Annotated in this window: 19 protein-coding genes, 1 pseudogene and 1 other annotated feature; of the genes and pseudogenes, 1 reads left to right on the top strand and 19 read right to left on the bottom strand. The window is 43.6% G+C overall.

Annotated features, from left to right (window positions below; genetic code table 11):
- Window positions 1-2 precede the first annotated feature (2 nt).
- The 16 genes from HMPREF9189_RS07255 to HMPREF9189_RS07330 form a co-directional block, all read right to left on the bottom strand.
- On the bottom strand, window positions 3-989 hold the full coding sequence (locus HMPREF9189_RS07255; RefSeq protein ID WP_000658201.1) for a PhoH family protein: 987 nt from the start codon (window positions 987-989) through the stop codon (window positions 3-5).
- An 80-nt stretch (window positions 990-1,069) separates the two neighbouring features.
- Entirely contained in the window at window positions 1,070-1,285 is a 216-nt protein-coding gene (locus tag HMPREF9189_RS07260; RefSeq protein WP_001232088.1) for a YozE family protein, read from the bottom strand.
- 8 nt (window positions 1,286-1,293) lie between these two features.
- A complete protein-coding gene (gene cvfB, locus HMPREF9189_RS07265) occupies window positions 1,294-2,148 on the bottom strand; it encodes an RNA-binding virulence regulatory protein CvfB (RefSeq protein ID WP_001095467.1) in 855 nt (284 codons plus the stop codon).
- A 59-nt stretch (window positions 2,149-2,207) separates the two neighbouring features.
- A complete protein-coding gene (gene frr / locus HMPREF9189_RS07270; protein WP_001262234.1) occupies window positions 2,208-2,765 on the bottom strand; it encodes a ribosome recycling factor in 558 nt (185 codons plus the stop codon).
- 7 nt (window positions 2,766-2,772) lie between these two features.
- A complete protein-coding gene (pyrH, locus tag HMPREF9189_RS07275) occupies window positions 2,773-3,510 on the bottom strand; it encodes a UMP kinase (RefSeq protein ID WP_000013003.1) in 738 nt (245 codons plus the stop codon).
- An 83-nt stretch (window positions 3,511-3,593) separates the two neighbouring features.
- The gene (gene trmFO / locus HMPREF9189_RS07280; protein WP_000083742.1) at window positions 3,594-4,928 is read right to left on the bottom strand and encodes a methylenetetrahydrofolate--tRNA-(uracil(54)-C(5))-methyltransferase (FADH(2)-oxidizing) TrmFO; all 1,335 of its coding nucleotides are present in this window, start codon (window positions 4,926-4,928) and stop codon (window positions 3,594-3,596) included.
- A gap of 185 nt (window positions 4,929-5,113) precedes the next feature.
- Window positions 5,114-5,992, bottom strand: coding sequence for a 16S rRNA (cytidine(1402)-2'-O)-methyltransferase (gene rsmI / locus HMPREF9189_RS07285; protein ID WP_001166892.1), 879 nt, complete (start codon window positions 5,990-5,992; stop codon window positions 5,114-5,116).
- 2 nt (window positions 5,993-5,994) lie between these two features.
- On the bottom strand, window positions 5,995-6,312 hold the full coding sequence (yabA, locus tag HMPREF9189_RS07290) for a DNA replication initiation control protein YabA (protein ID WP_000358227.1): 318 nt from the start codon (window positions 6,310-6,312) through the stop codon (window positions 5,995-5,997).
- 36 nt (window positions 6,313-6,348) lie between these two features.
- Entirely contained in the window at window positions 6,349-7,239 is an 891-nt protein-coding gene (locus HMPREF9189_RS07295) for a DNA polymerase III subunit delta' (RefSeq protein WP_000806724.1), read from the bottom strand.
- The gene (gene tmk, locus HMPREF9189_RS07300) at window positions 7,236-7,874 is read right to left on the bottom strand and encodes a dTMP kinase (protein ID WP_000033375.1); all 639 of its coding nucleotides are present in this window, start codon (window positions 7,872-7,874) and stop codon (window positions 7,236-7,238) included. The genes HMPREF9189_RS07295 and tmk overlap by 4 nt, the downstream gene beginning before the upstream one ends.
- A gap of 120 nt (window positions 7,875-7,994) precedes the next feature.
- Window positions 7,995-8,792, bottom strand: a complete 798-nt coding sequence (gene proC / locus HMPREF9189_RS07305) for a pyrroline-5-carboxylate reductase (RefSeq protein ID WP_000689674.1) — start codon at window positions 8,790-8,792, stop codon at window positions 7,995-7,997.
- Between the two features lie 3 nt (window positions 8,793-8,795).
- Window positions 8,796-10,058: a glutamate-5-semialdehyde dehydrogenase gene (locus tag HMPREF9189_RS07310; protein ID WP_000255286.1), complete on the bottom strand. Its 1,263-nt coding sequence runs from the start codon at window positions 10,056-10,058 to the stop codon at window positions 8,796-8,798.
- 9 nt (window positions 10,059-10,067) lie between these two features.
- Window positions 10,068-11,177: a glutamate 5-kinase gene (proB, locus tag HMPREF9189_RS07315; RefSeq protein WP_001108135.1), complete on the bottom strand. Its 1,110-nt coding sequence runs from the start codon at window positions 11,175-11,177 to the stop codon at window positions 10,068-10,070.
- A gap of 101 nt (window positions 11,178-11,278) precedes the next feature.
- Window positions 11,279-12,178 carry an RluA family pseudouridine synthase gene (locus HMPREF9189_RS07320; RefSeq protein WP_000403181.1) on the bottom strand — a complete coding sequence of 300 codons (900 nt, stop codon included), beginning with the start codon at window positions 12,176-12,178 and terminating at the stop codon, window positions 11,279-11,281.
- Complete coding sequence (gene lspA, locus HMPREF9189_RS07325) at window positions 12,162-12,629, bottom strand: signal peptidase II (RefSeq protein ID WP_000745679.1); 468 nt, start codon at window positions 12,627-12,629, stop codon at window positions 12,162-12,164. Before lspA ends, HMPREF9189_RS07320 begins: the two co-directional genes overlap by 17 nt.
- Window positions 12,626-13,534: a LysR family transcriptional regulator gene (locus tag HMPREF9189_RS07330; RefSeq protein WP_001025714.1), complete on the bottom strand. Its 909-nt coding sequence runs from the start codon at window positions 13,532-13,534 to the stop codon at window positions 12,626-12,628. The genes lspA and HMPREF9189_RS07330 overlap by 4 nt, the downstream gene beginning before the upstream one ends.
- On the opposite strand from HMPREF9189_RS07330, the pseudogene HMPREF9189_RS12560 reads away from it, so the two are divergent.
- Window positions 13,527-13,601, top strand: a pseudogene (locus HMPREF9189_RS12560) (AraC family transcriptional regulator); the annotation flags it as partial. The gene HMPREF9189_RS07330 and the pseudogene HMPREF9189_RS12560 sit on opposite strands and share 8 nt — an antisense overlap.
- 163 nt (window positions 13,602-13,764) lie before the next feature.
- Here HMPREF9189_RS12560 and rpmA read toward each other — a convergent pair.
- The 3 genes from rpmA to rplU are packed head-to-tail and all read right to left on the bottom strand — an operon-like array spanning window position 13,765 to window position 14,749.
- Window positions 13,765-14,058, bottom strand: a complete 294-nt coding sequence (rpmA, locus tag HMPREF9189_RS07335; protein ID WP_000916509.1) for a 50S ribosomal protein L27 — start codon at window positions 14,056-14,058, stop codon at window positions 13,765-13,767.
- A 16-nt stretch (window positions 14,059-14,074) separates the two neighbouring features.
- Window positions 14,075-14,419, bottom strand: a complete 345-nt coding sequence (locus HMPREF9189_RS07340) for a ribosomal-processing cysteine protease Prp (protein ID WP_000613697.1) — start codon at window positions 14,417-14,419, stop codon at window positions 14,075-14,077.
- A 15-nt stretch (window positions 14,420-14,434) separates the two neighbouring features.
- Window positions 14,435-14,749 carry a 50S ribosomal protein L21 gene (gene rplU, locus HMPREF9189_RS07345; protein ID WP_000109141.1) on the bottom strand — a complete coding sequence of 105 codons (315 nt, stop codon included), beginning with the start codon at window positions 14,747-14,749 and terminating at the stop codon, window positions 14,435-14,437.
- A 34-nt stretch (window positions 14,750-14,783) separates the two neighbouring features.
- Window positions 14,784-14,963, bottom strand: a sequence feature (ribosomal protein L21 leader region).
- Window positions 14,964-15,021: the final 58 nt, after the last annotated feature.

Consider the following 15,021-nt stretch of genomic DNA (forward strand, 5'->3'; position numbering starts at 1 on the left):
TGCTATTCTGTTTCTTGGTTCTTTTCTTCAACCTTAACTGGAGCTGGTTCATAAGCTCGAATAATCTGAGCGACAACTGGATGACGAACCACATCCTTGGCTGAAAAATGAACAAAGTCGATTTGGTGAATATTCTTAAGCTTTTCTTGAGCATCAATCAAACCGGACTTGACGTTACGCGGAAGGTCAATCTGGCTGATATCTCCATTGACAATCATCTTAGAATTAAATCCTAAACGAGTCAAGAACATCTTCATCTGCATGATGGTCGTATTCTGTGCCTCATCGAGAATGACGAAGGCATCATCCAAGGTCCGCCCACGCATGTAGGCAAGGGGCGCGATTTCGATAATTTCACGCTCCATGAGACGAGTCGTCTGGTCTTTCCCGAGAATCTGGTACAAAGCATCGTAAACAGGTCGAAGATAAGGATCCACCTTCTCCTTGAGATCACCCGGAAGAAATCCTAGACTCTCACCTGCTTCCACTGCTGGACGAGTAAGGATAATCCGCTTGACTTGCCCACGTTTAAGAGCAGTCACTGCCAAGGTCACTGCAAGAAAGGTCTTCCCTGTCCCTGCAGGTCCGATTCCAAAGGTCACATCATGCTGTTTGACACTGTCCACATAAAGTTTTTGACCTAAGGTTTTGACACGAATCGGTTTCCCAGTATTGTCCTTGATAATTTCTTCTTCGTAAAGGGCGACAAACTTGTCGATTTCATCGTTTTTGACCATGCTAATCGCAGTCACCACATCTGGTGTGCCAACTGTCATTCCACGATTCACCAAAACCATCAATGCCTGGATAACCTGACGGGCTTCCTCACAGGCAGTCTCTTCGCCCAAAACCTGGACAATCTCCGTACGAGCATGAATCACCACATCGAGCTCTTCTTCCATCAAACGAAGATGGCGCTCATTGGAACCAAAAAGATGAAACAGGTCATCTGGATGACTCAGTTGAATGTCTATTGAATGTTCCTTCAAATAAAGAACCTCTCTAATCCGTTTATTTCTTTTTATTATAGCAAAGAGAACAATAAAATACTAGCCTCATCTCATTGTCTCTAGTGTTCTAAGTATTCTTGCCAGATGGCGTCAAAGTCTCCTAGGTTGAAAGAGAAACTGGCATGCTCCTCCAAGAAGCGACTCACCTCATCAAAATTATCTGTGTGTTTTGGAAAAGCCGACTCTTCAAAAGCGAGATCTGCCAAGATGGCTTTTGGGCTATTACTTTTCGGATTGCGCTCGGTCATGAGCCAAGTGTAAAATGATTTTCTCATAAGCCTCCCTAAATCAACTCTGTCCCAAACTGGTCCTGCTTGATTTTGCCAGCTTTCATCAAGCCTCCGAGTGCTTTCTTGAACTGACCTTTAGAGATACCAAAGGTTGCCTTGATATCATCTGGCGCTGACTTGTCATTCAGGGTCATGAAACCGCCATTGCTTTCCAAGTATGTCAAAATCATCTGAGCATCATTTTCCAACATTTCAAAGGAACGTGGTTTGAGGGATAGGTTCAGAGTGCGGTCAACCTCGCGGAAACCAATGACACGCGCATCTAATACTTGTCCCAAACGTGGCTCTGAATAGCGCTCACTAGGATGGATAAAACCAAGCATGTTATTCTCTGGCAGATAGACAAAGGTTCCTGACAGCTTGAGACGATAAACAATGGCTGGCCAGTTTTGGTTCTGCATGTTGTTGTAGGCAGGACGAGCCAGACGTTGGAAGTCTTCTTGATAAGCCAAGAGTCCCCATATTCGGTCTTTCTTGTCCACTTCAAGACGGATGTAAAGTTTATCACCTTTCTTAGGCCAGAGTTCCTTGAGCTCAGGGAGGATATCGAGTGACACAACGATTTCTTTATCAGGTAGACCGGTATCAACAAAAACACCCAAGTCCTTACGAACTTCCGTTACGGTTCCCCAACCAAATTGGTCCTGAGTGGCAGTCACTTCTATGGTTGTCAGGCGGAGTTTTTGCTTCATATCCGTGTAGACAAAACCTTTGACCGTATCCCCTACTGTATGTTGACCTTCTTCCTTGGCAAGTGCATAGGTTTGACCATCCTTTTGCACAAAGTAAAAACGGTCATTTTCATCAATGATAAGTCCAACGATAAAACTTGCAAGATTTGTATTCATAGTTCCTTCTTTCGAATAAAACTCAGCCAGCAATGCCAACTGAGTTTTTCTGTTTATTTTTAGACTTCCAAAAGTTCTTTTTCTTTATTGGCAGTCATGTCGTCGATGTGTTTCACAGCATCGTCTGTTACTTTTTGAATATCTTTTTCAAGAGTCTTCAATTCGTCTTCAGTGATTTCTTTTGCTTTTTCTTGCTTTTTAGCTTCGTCCATAGCGTCGCGACGGATGTTACGGATAGCCACTTTAGCATTTTCACCGACCTTCTTCACTTCTTTGGCAAGGTCACGACGAGTTTCTTCTGTAAGGGCAGGGATAACCAAGCGGATCACAGATCCGTCATTAGCTGGTGTAATACCAAGATCAGAAGCGTTCAAGGCACGTTCGATGTCTTTCAACGAAGACTTGTCAAATGGTGTTACCAACAAGACACGCGCTTCTGGAATAGTAATTGAAGCGATTTGGTTAAGAGGAGTTTCGACTCCATAGTATTCTACGTGGATACGGTCTAGCAAGCTTGCGTTGGCACGACCGGCACGGATACCACCAAATTCACGAGCAAGTGATTGGTGAGACTGGGTCATTCTCTCTTTAGCTTTTTCTACAATTGCGTTAGCCATAATTTTCTTATTCCTTTTCTTCGATATTGTTTGAAACTGTTGTTCCGATATTTTCACCAAATACGACACGTTTGATGTTGCCTGGTTGGTTCATGTTGAAGACCACCAAGTCAATGTCATTATCCATAGAGAGGGTTGAAGCTGTTGAGTCCATGATACGAAGACCTTTGTTGATAACGTCACGGTGGGTCAATTCTTCAAACTTAACGGCAGTCTTGTCTTTCTTAGGATCAGCATTGTAAACACCGTCTACGCCATTTTTAGCCATAAGGATGGCATCTGCTTCAATTTCAGCTGCACGAAGGGCTGCTGTTGTATCTGTTGAGAAGTACGGTGAACCAATCCCGGCACCAAAGATAACGATACGGCCTTTTTCAAGATGACGAAGGGCACGTCCACGTACGTAAGGTTCTGCCACTTGTTGCATAGCAATGGCAGTTTGCACTCGCGTATCGACACCAACTTGTTGCAATGAATCTGCCATCACAAGAGCATTCATAACGGTCCCAAGCATTCCAGTGTAATCTGCCTGAACACGGTCCATTCCTGCTTCTGCAGCAGGTTCTCCACGCCAGAGATTTCCTCCACCAATAACAAGGGCAATTTCGATACCTAAGCTATGAACTTCTTGAATCTCTTTTGCGATTGTTTGAACTGTCTGGATATCAATCCCTACGCCACGTTCACCGGCAAGGGCTTCACCTGATAACTTGATTAAAATACGATTATACTTGGGGTTCGCCATTTTTACTCTCCTTTTTTTATCCTACCTATTTTATCACAATTTCTAAGATTTTTATAGTATCATGAGCAATTCTTTGAAAAAAATTAGACCGTTAAAAATTCCTCTAAGTCGGTAAGGGCACGCTCTGCAATTTTTTCATAACGAGCCTTCTTATCACGGATACGCTCGCCTTCCAACTCCTTGATAATGCCAAAGTTGACATTCATGGGTTGGAAATGTTTACTGTCCGCATGGGTGATGTAATGCGCCAGACTTCCAATCGCTGTGGTCTCTGGGAAGATAGCTTCACTTTCACCCTTGAAGAGTCGAGCCGCGTTAATACCCGCAACTAAGCCTGAAGCTGCTGACTCAACATAGCCTTCCACACCTGTCATTTGACCAGCAAAGAAGAGGTTGGGCTGTTTCTTAGAACGATAGGTTTGTTCTAGCAAGTTCGGTGAATCCATGTAAGAATTGCGGTGCATGACCCCATAACGGACAAACTCAGCATTTTCAAGACCCGGAATCATTTGAAAAACACGCTTTTGTTCTCCCCATTTGAGATGGGTCTGGAAACCGACAATATTGTAGAGGCTACCAGCCGCATTGTCCTGACGAAGTTGGACAACAGCGTACGGTGTTTTAAATTCACCATCACGAGGGCCTGTGTAGTTGTCTGGATACTCAAGACCGACTGGCTTCATAGGACCATAAAGCATGGTTTTAATGCCACGCTTGGCCATGACTTCGATCGGCATACAACCTTCAAAGTACTTTTCTTTTTCAAAAGAATTGAGCGGAGCTTCCTCCGCATGAACCAAGGCTTCATGGAAATCCATAAACTCTTGCTTGGTCATAGGAGCATTGAGATAGGCTGCTTCTCCCTTATCATAACGGGACTTGAGATAGACCTTGCTCATATCAATAGTATTGACATCAATAATAGGCGCTGCCGCATCATAGAAATAGAAGCCATCACCGTCATTAAGGGCATGAATCTTTTCAGCCAGAGCATCGCTGGTCAAAGGACCAGTAGCGACAACCGTAATAACATCTGTCGGCAATTCTGTAATTTCATCACGCACCACCTCAATCAAGGGATGGTTGGCTACTTTTTCGGTTACCATTTGAGAGAAACCCTCACGGTCCACCGCAAGCGCACCACCTGCAGGAACACGTGTAGCCTCAGCAGATTTCAAGATAACAGAACCCAAGCGACGCATTTCTTCCTTGAGGAGACCCACTGCATTTGTCAGAGCATCGCCACGAAGAGAATTGGAACAAACCAACTCCGCAAAATTGTCTGTTTTGTGCTGAGGTGTTGACTTGACACCACGCATTTCATAGAGTTTAACTGGAATACCACGTTCTGCGATTTGGTAAGCAGCTTCAGACCCTGCCAAACCTGCTCCGATAACATTGATATAAGATTGAGACACGACACTAATACCTCTTTGGGAGTGTGAAGACAAGATTCACATTGAAAAGCCAACTGAACTTACGAGATTTCGAATTTCTTGGCTCAGGCTGAAAAAGTTCCCCGAACTTTTTCACTCCCACAAATCTTTCTAATTTTTTCTTTTACTAGTATAACAAAAAAAGGGAAGAAGGCAAACTTCCCTGTTTAGTCATTTTCTTGATTTTCTTCCCAGTCGTGGTAGGCAGCGTAGAGTTGGCTTTTATTCCACTGGTAGAGTTTCGCAACTTCCTTTATGGCTTGATTTTTCTTCATACCTTGCTGGATACGAGCTTGGATTTCTAAGAACAAGTCCTCCTCGTCCTTTTCTTCCACATCCTGACTGACGCCTTCAACGATGAGAAGGCATTCACCCTTGAGTGGCGTTTCAGCTATGTTTTCTAATAACTCAGAAATGGTACCTCGTTGGTATTCTTCATAGATTTTAGTCAATTCTCTCACCAAGACCACCGAGCGGTCGCCGTAGACTTCTAGCATATTTTCTAACGTATCCGCTACACGGTGGGGCGATTCATAGAAAATCTGAGTTTCTGGATAATCTTTTTTCAAGTCGAAAAACTGCTTTTGCTGACCTGATTTTCTCGGTAAGAAACCATAAAAAATATGTGGTTGTGGTGCTAGGCCACTGGCAATTAAGGCCGAAATCCCTGCAGAGGCACCCGGAACTGTTACAACTGCAATCTCTTCCTCGATGGCTGCCTTGACTAAATCGTGACCAGGATCCGAGATGCTAGGCAACCCCGCATCAGAAACCTGGGCAATACTTTGCCCCGCCTTCAGGAAACTAATCAAGTCAGGAATTTTTTCCTTGGCATTGTGCTCGTGAAAACTGATCTGCTTAGTGGAAATATCAAAATGCTTGAGCAAAAGACCTGTATTGCGCGTGTCCTCAGCAGCAATCCAGTCCACCTCTTTCAAGGTCTGGATAGCACGAAAGGTCATGTCATCCAGATTGCCAATTGGCGTTGCGACTAGGTAAAGTTTGCCATAGGGAGACTGCCCCTTAAAACTTTTTTGAATCTGCATGCCTACTCCCTATACAACAACTCGTCACAGAACATACATTCCTCGTCCTGCTCCCGGCGTTGGCCGTAAAAATCATTACAAACGTGAAACCCATCCTTATAGATCCGACGGACGCTTTCACGAACATGCTTGGCCTTGACGGGAGCATCTGCTTCCACCTCACCTAAGCGTTCGCGTAACTTACTATTTTCCAAACGAAGAGCTGTATTTTCCTCTACTAGGCTCTTGAGATTTTTCTTAATGGCCTCAACATCGGCCAAGGTCACCAATAACTGTTGGGAAAAATCGTCCAGCGCATCAAATAATTCTTTCTTATCCATAAACCAGCCCTTTCCTTTCTTTATTCTTCATTGAGTTTATATTTCTTTCAAGACCAGATATTCCATGGCATTTTGAAAGCTGACATTGGCTTGCCACATTTTTCTAGCTTCTAGCAAATCTTGTAAAATCTGTCGAATCCTTGCTTGCAAGAGATCCTGCCCACAGAGAACTTCGAGGATTCGCAAAACCTGATCCTGCTTTTCCTTGTCATCTGCTAAGCTGGCTAATTTAGCTACCTGCAAATAACTCTCTTTTTTCTTGGCTACTAACCAAGTCAGCAGGCGTTCGCTCTCATCAACCAAGGTCCAAAAACTTGCTTGATTTACCAACTTTTCAGCTTCAGCTCTCGATTGACTAAACTGGGCTAAGAGAGTTGCTTTTTTCTTGACTAGACCTGCTTGTTCTAATTGATGGATGAGCTTTTCTTCTTGCTTTTTAAAGTGGAAAATTTGGGTCCGACTACGGATTGTCGGCAAGATTTTTTCCTCATCACTAGTTAAGAAGAAAATGTAAACTTCACTCTGAGGTTCTTCGATGACCTTGAGCAGAGAGTTGGCTGCGTTGGGATGCATTTTTTCCGCCTGCTCGATAATAAAGACCTGTTGCTGGCTTTCAATCCCTGCTTGGGAAAACTGACCCACCAATTCTCGAATGCGTTCTGTCTTGATGACCTGATTGACTGGCTTAATCAAAGTAACATCGGGAAATTCTTCCTGCTCAATCAGCTTGCAGTTTCGGCATTTCTCGCATGGTAGAACGCCTACTTTATCCGTACAAAAGAGGCTCTTAGCCAAAAACTGCGCCATTTCCAAGCTTCCAAAGAAACCTGAAAAGAGATAGGCGTGATTGAGCTGGTCTTGTTCTAGGATACGGACAAAGCGGTCAAACTGGTCTGGTTGCCAAGCCTTTAGTTGATCTTGTTTCATTTAGCCAAGCCCATTCTGTCAAACAAGACCGCCTTGGTAGCTTCCACAACCTCCTCCAAGGGAAGACTCGCATCAATCTTAACAATGCGATTTCCTTCTTTGTCCAGAAGAGAAAGGTAACCTTGACGAACTTTTTTGTGCAAGTCCAAACCTTCCAAGTCCAAACGATTGACCTCGCGATCACTATTGGCAGCAATGCGAGCCAGCCCCTCTTCCACCTCAATGTCAAAATAAAGTGTCAAATCGGGTTTAAGGCCATCTGTTGCAAAGTGATTGAGCCAATCAATGGCGTCAATATCCAAGCCACGACCAAATCCTTGATAAGCAACGGAACTATCGATGAAGCGGTCCATAATGACCAACTTGCCGGCTTCAAGGGCTGGGAGAACTTTTTCCACCAAGTGTTGTCTGCGACTGGCGATATAGAGAAGAAGCTCTGTTTTAGGATCCATCTGAGTATGACTTGGATCCAAAATCACTTGACGAATCTTCTCCCCAATCAAGACTCCACCTGGTTCACGGGTCGTCAACACTTCTACTCCTTTTTCCTCTAAAATTGGGAGTAGAGCCTCTAAAACACTGGTCTTTCCTGCTCCCTCTGGTCCCTCAAGAGAGACTAAAAATCCTTTTGACATGTCTAACTCATTTCTTTTTTTCTACCTTCTATTCTATCAAAAAAATAGATTTTTGTGACAATCTTTTTGTGTCTTCTCCATTCAATTGACCATAAAAGAGGCTGGGAGTCATCCAACCTCTTATTTACCTAGTTCTTGTGTTCGTTTATAGGCTTGATGAACTGCGTCCATGACTGTGCCTCTAAATGCATGTTCTTCCAGACTTGCTACACCAGCGATAGTCGAACCTCCTGGGCTGCAAACTTGGTCTTTCAATACTCCAGGATGTTGTTGACTTTCGAGGACCATTTGTCCAGCTCCGACTAATGTTTGGGCTGCCATTTTCAAAGCCATTTCTCGTGGCAATCCTATCTGTACACCCGCGTCTGCCAAAGCCTCGATAAAGAGGTAGACAAAAGCTGGTCCACAGCCTGCAAGACCTGTCGCAGCATCGATTAAGCCATCTCCCAGCTCAACTAAGAGACCGGCCTTAGCCAATAATTGACAAAAGAGTTCACCGTCCTCAGCACGACAGTTTTCTGACATGGCGTAACTAATCACTCCTTGTCCGATAGCAACTGGTGTATTAGGCATGATGCGAATGATTCGGTGGTGACTTGGCAGAAGTCTAGCCAGTTTTTCCAAGGTCAATCCAGCTGCCATGGAAATCAAAAGAAGACTCTCTCTCTTTTCAAGGATGGTCTGATATTGAGAAAGTAAGTCTGAGAACTGAGCAGGCTTTACTCCTAGAAAAATCACATCTACTTCTGCAAAAATTTCTTCATTACTAGAAGCCTGACCACCGAAGTTGGCAATGAAAGCATCTACTTTCGCTTGACTGCGATTGGCAAGGAGAATCTGAGCACCCGTCTTGGCCTGCAGAACAGCCTTAGCCAAGCTAGCACCCATATTCCCTAAGCCGATAAATCCAATCTTCATCTCTTACTCCCTTATCTGTCCGTCACCAGTAACCACATACTTGTAGCTAGTTAATTCCTTCAAGCCCATTGGACCACGCGCATGCAGTTTCTGAGTAGAAATCCCCATTTCACATCCAAGACCAAACTGGCCTCCATCAGTGAAACGTGTTGAAGCATTGACATAAACTGCTGCTGAGTCCACTTGATTTGTAAAGTAGGCTGCAGATTCAGCATTTTCTGTCACAATGGCATCCGAATGATGGGTACTGTGAGCTTCAATATGCGCAACCGCTTCTTCTAAACTGCTCACAACCTTAACAGCTAGGACATAGTCTAAAAACTCGGTGTCAAAGTCTTGGGCCTCAGCTGCTCGACCTGAAACAAACTGACTTGCTTTCTCATCCAAGCGGAATTGAATCGGTTCCAGCCCATCTTCTTTCCGACTTGTAACCAGAACTTGCTCCAAGCGAGGAAGGAAATCCGCTGCCTTGTCTTCATGAACCAGCAAAACCTCCATAGCATTGCAGACAGAAGGACGACTGGTTTTAGCATTGTTTATGATAACTAAAGCCTTATCCTCATCTGCTTCCTTATCCACATAGACATGGACAATCCCAGTTCCTGTCTCTATAACAGGTACGATAGCATTTTCAACCACCGCATTGATCAAGCCAGCTCCTCCACGAGGAATGAGAAGGTCTAGATAGCCCTTGGCCTTCATCATGGCATAGCTACTTTCACGGCTGGTATCTTCCACTAGTTGAATCACATCAGGATGAATGCTAGTCGTCTCCAAGCCCTTCTTCAAGGCTGTGACAATAGCACGGGCAGTTTGATAGGCATCTTTACCACTACGAAGAACGACTGCATTACCACTCTTGAGAGCCAAGGCAGCCGCATCAGACGTCACATTTGGACGACTTTCATAGATAATACCGATAACACCCATAGCCACACGTTTCTTGGTAATAAGCAAGCCATTTTCAAGACGACTTGTCTCTAGGACTTCACCAATGGGATCTGGTAAAGCAACCACTTCACGAATCCCTCTTGCCATAGCTTCTATACGTCCTTCATCCAAATAAAGACGGTCTAGCATAACATCTGAGATTTTCCCCTTGGCCACTTCCATATCGAGGGCATTTGCCACTAAAATCTCCTCAGTAGCTGCCAATAAATGATCAGCCATGGCTAGCAAGGCTTGGTTTTTCACTGTTTCACTAGCAGTGTTAATTGATTTTTTAACAGCCTGTACCTGTTCAAATTGTTCTTGTGTACTTACCATCGTTCACCTCTAAAATTCTGTAAAGAGCAGCTGGATTTCAGGAGTGATGGAAATCCAGTCATCACGGTGAATCAAGACTCCCTTAGCTTTTTGAGAACGGAGCATATCTTCTAGGGCTGAAACGCCAAATTGGACACGTCCCTTTCCAAGAGATTGACCTGTTTCTTTATCTGCTACTGTGACAATATCATGGTAAGAGAAGTTCCCTTCCACTTCTACCACACCTGATAAAAGGAGGCTTTTCCCGTTTTTTGAAAGTGCTTCTGCGGCTCCACCATCTACCCAAATCGTTCCCTGACTTTGAGCATAGAAGGCTAGCCATTGTTTCTGGGTACGAAGACCCTTCTCTTGCGCAACAAAGAAGGAACCGTACTTGGTCTCGTTCGCTGCCTCAATCAAGGCATCTGATTTCATGGACGAGCAGATATAGACTGGCACACCCGACTCCGTCGCGATCGTAGCCGCCTTGATCTTAGTCAACATCCCACCGGTCCCATTAGATGAACCTGCTCCACCAGCCATATCAATAATCTCACGATTGATGGTCTCGATTTTCTCAAGTCGTTTGGCTCTTGGATCTGAGTTGGGATTGCCAGTATAGAGACCATCTACATCTGTCAAGAGAACCAAAAGGTCTGCCTGCACCATAGCCGCTACCTGAGCACTCAGAGTATCATTGTCCCCAACCTTGAGCTCATCAATAACGACACTGTCATTCTCGTTGATGATAGGAATGGCACCACGATGAAGCAATACAGACAAAGCCTGGTGGGCGTTCTTATAACGACGTTTATCTACAAAATCATCCTGTGTCAACAAGATTTGCGCGGAGACAATTCGGCGCATGAGGAGATTGGTCGTGTATTCTTCTAGGAGCAAACCTTGTCCTACTGCAGCTGAAGCCTGCTTATCTGCAATCTTGGTCGGACGTTTTTTAAAACCCAAAGCACCAAATCCAGCCGCTACTGCCCCAGATGAAACCAAAATCAACTCATGCCCAGCCTCATGTAACATAGCTAATTGTTGGGTAATTACCTTTACTTTACTTCTTGATAAACTCCCGTCTTCATTTGTCAAGGACGAAGTCCCCACCTTAAAGACGATTCGTTTGTAGTTCATATTCTCACTCCGATTCTTCATATTTATCCATTATAACATGAATGCTTTAAAATAGAAAAGACTTGAAATAAAAAAGGTTGAGACAAGGCATCTCAACTCTTTTATCTATTCTCAGTTTTACGCAATCTTTCCAGCGTTTCTTTAAAAATCTCTGGAATATCTGCTGTAAATTCCAAGATTTCACCTGTTCTCGGATGGGTAAAACCTAGAGTCTTGGCATGGAGAAATTGTCCATGTCCTTTCAGGGTCTTGCGAGGACCGTAAACCTCATCCCCAGCGACTGGATGCCCAATATAAGCCATATGAACACGGATTTGGTGGGTACGCCCTGTTTCCAGTTGCAACTCTAGCAAACTATAATCTCCAAAGCGTTCCAAGACTTGAAAACGAGTCACTGCTGGCTTCCCTTTAGCAGTCACTGCCTGTTTCTTACGGTCTTTTTCACTACGACCAATCGGTGCTTCAATGACACCACGATCATTGGGAAGATTGCCATGAACAATCGCCCAGTATTTACGTAGAGACTTCTTGTCCTTGAGTTCTTGGGCAAGCGCCAAGTGGGCCTCATCATTTTTCGCAATCATGAGGAGACCAGACGTATCCTTGTCAATACGGTGAACAATTCCTGGACGGAGGACCCCATTGATACCTGACAAGTCTTTGATATGATACATGAGAGCATTGACCAAGGTTCCGCTAGTATGACCGGCACTCGGATGGACCACCATACCTTGAGGTTTGTTGACGACAGCCACATCCTCATCTTGGTAGATGATGTCTAGCGGAATATCCTCAGCCACATACTCTAAAACCTCTGGTTCTGGCACATGGTAGGTGACGATATCCCCCTCTTGGACAGTGTATTTTGCTTTCTTGACTTGACCATTAACCAAAACTTGTCCTGCTTTGATTTGTTCATTAGCAAGACTGCGTGACAATTCTGTCAAATCTGACAGAGCCTTGTCTAAGCGGAGTCCGCCTCTTTCAATTTTTATTTCCATTTACTTCCTCTTTAAGCATTGCAATCAATAAAACAATGACACCAAATGTCAAATAACTATCAGCCACATTGAAAATCGCAAAGTTGATAAAGTCTAGGTGAAACATATCCACCACAAAACCTTGACTCATTCTGTCGATAAAGTTGCCCAGTCCTCCCGCGATTATCAGGGTCAGTCCAAAAACTAAACAGAGAGAATCCTCCATGTGTTTATGTAGATACCAAATGGCACCTACCATGACGACCAGTGTAATGACAGCAAATAACCACTGCTGGTCTTGTAGCATGGAGAAGGCTGCCCCTCTATTTTGCAGATAGGTCAAGCTAACGAGATTGGGGATCCACGAACGAACTTCACCCAAAGGTATCTCTTGGACGACATAGGCTTTAACCCACTGATCCAGTGCAATTAAGAGCAGTACAATCACTGCCACTATTCCTCTTTTTTTCATGATTTCCTCTTCTGATCAAAATATTCTTGCATAACCTCAACGAATAGTGTCCCAGCTTGACTAAGCTCCACTTCTTCTCGTTTGACATAAACCATGCGATTATCTAAATTATCCTTGAGACGAATAACTGTAATGCCATTAACACTATCACTATCCAAAAATCCAGACCCAGTCGCATAGGCATCCGTTCGCTCTAAAATACCGTTTAAAGTAGCACGGTCCGTCACATTGAACATCTGGGAGCTCGCACTGGTATCGACAAAGTTCTCTGAATAGTAAAGGTACTCGTCCTTTTCCTGAGTAAAGCGAACTGTTGGTAAATCAGCTAAATCCTCCATGACCAGTTCTTCTTTTTTCGCCAAGGGATGTCCTTCACGCAGATAGATGTGAGTCTGGAAAGGAATTAGTTCAATAACTTCTAAACCTAACTTTTCAATCCGTTGCATAATACCTTTTTTATTTTGATTGTTGAGGTAGATAATCCCAATCTCACTGTGCCCCTGAGCTACTTCATCTAGGATTTGAACTGTAGTGGACTCAAAAATACGGAAGTTTTTGTAGTCAGGATAGCGCTCTGAAAAAGCCGTAATCGTTGGTGGCAAGAAGTCATAGTGCTGGCTAGCAATAGAGAATTCATCCTTTTCTTCTTCAGGATTGGCATACTGATTTTGAAAAACATCAAATCCCTTGACCAATTCCTGCGCTTTCTCATAAAATTCCATACCTCGACGGGTCAAGAAAGTCCCCGAACTCGTCCGACGGAAAATCTTAAAGCCTAACTCTTTTTCCAAATCGCGCACAGAAATAGATAGACTTGGCTGACTAACATACATCTTTTCAGCAGCTTCACGGAAAGTACCACTATTGGCAATAGCCACAACATAGCGTAATTGTTGAATGTTCATCTTTTACCCCCAACTTCTCTATCTGTTCATTATACCATATTTCAGAATTTTTCCAAAAAAGAAAAAAGTGTCCATCGCAAGTTTAAATCTAACTATTCTCTATTAAATTCAAAATGGGTATCAAACAAAAAAAGGCTCTCCGAAAACTCGGAAAGCCTTATTTAATGCTACTTCTAGCTTCCTCACCTTTTCATTTTAAGGTTCGGGATGAAAAGGTTCACTGAACCTTTTTATTTTGCGATTGGGTAAACAGAAACTTGTTTTTTATCGCGTCCTTTACGTTCAAAACGTACTACGCCTTCAACTTTAGCGAACAAAGTATCGTCTCCACCACGTCCAACGTTTACACCTGGATAGATGTGTGTACCACGTTGACGGTAAAGGATTGATCCACCTGTTACAGTTTGTCCGTCAGCTGCTTTAGCTCCAAGACGTTTCGCTTGTGAATCACGTCCGTTTGATGTAGAACCTCCACCTTTTTTGTGGGCGAAAAGTTGCAAGTTGTTAAGAGTCATTTTTAACATAATGTTTTCCTCCGTGTTAGTTTTCTGTGATAACTCTGGTTTGGACGAACTCAGAAGAGTTCTCCGATAAGTTTGCCATACCTAAGAAAAATGATTCGAAGAATAACTGCGTCATTTCTCTCTGGTGCGAAGGAAGATCCGCTGGTATTTCAACCTTTAGATAGCCACCTTCATCTTCGTTTAATTCTAAGATTGGTTCATAGCCTGCAAATTTCTCAATGGAATTGATAAAGTTAATGGCAAGCGTAGAAACCGATGCACACACGACATCTAAGCCGTATTCGCCACTCTCGGCGTGTCCAGTAATCTCCGCACTCCTCAGCTCGCCATCTTCGGCTCTCTCAAAGACTGCTTGTATCATGTGTTCTCCTTAAAATTAAGCGTTGATCGCGTTGATGACAACTTTTGTATATGGTTGACGGTGACCTTGTTTACGGTGGCTACCTTTTTTAGGTTTGTACTTGTAAGTAACAACTTTCTTTTGTTTTCCTTGTTTTTCAACAGTTCCAACTACAGTAGCTCCAGCAACAAGTGGAGTTCCGACAACAGTGTTTTCACCACCAACAAGAACAACTTCGTTAAAAGTAACTTCTTGACCAGCTTCAACGTTCAATTTTTCAACGTAAACTGCTTGACCAACTTCGACTTTAACTTGTTTTCCGCCAGTTTTGATAATTGCGTATGTGCTCATTATGCACCTCCTATGATTTTTAGGGTTTCCCCGTATTTTTGTGAAGACTCGCCTAGCATCGTGGGACGAACCACTTAAAAGAAAGGCTCTAAGTATAACAAAGAAAAAACTAGAAATTGAGCCGAAGGCATAACTTGTGTTAGGCAAGGCGATAATCACAAAGTTTAAATTTGTTATACGACGAGCAACGATGTTCGTGCGGTTGCACAGGATTGTGCATAGTCAACTCTTCGATTATAGCATATCTTCTTTTTTCTTACAAGTAAAATCAA

Source organism: Streptococcus sp. oral taxon 071 str. 73H25AP (genome assembly GCF_000146755.1).
Taxonomy (GTDB): domain Bacteria; phylum Bacillota; class Bacilli; order Lactobacillales; family Streptococcaceae; genus Streptococcus; species Streptococcus oralis_T.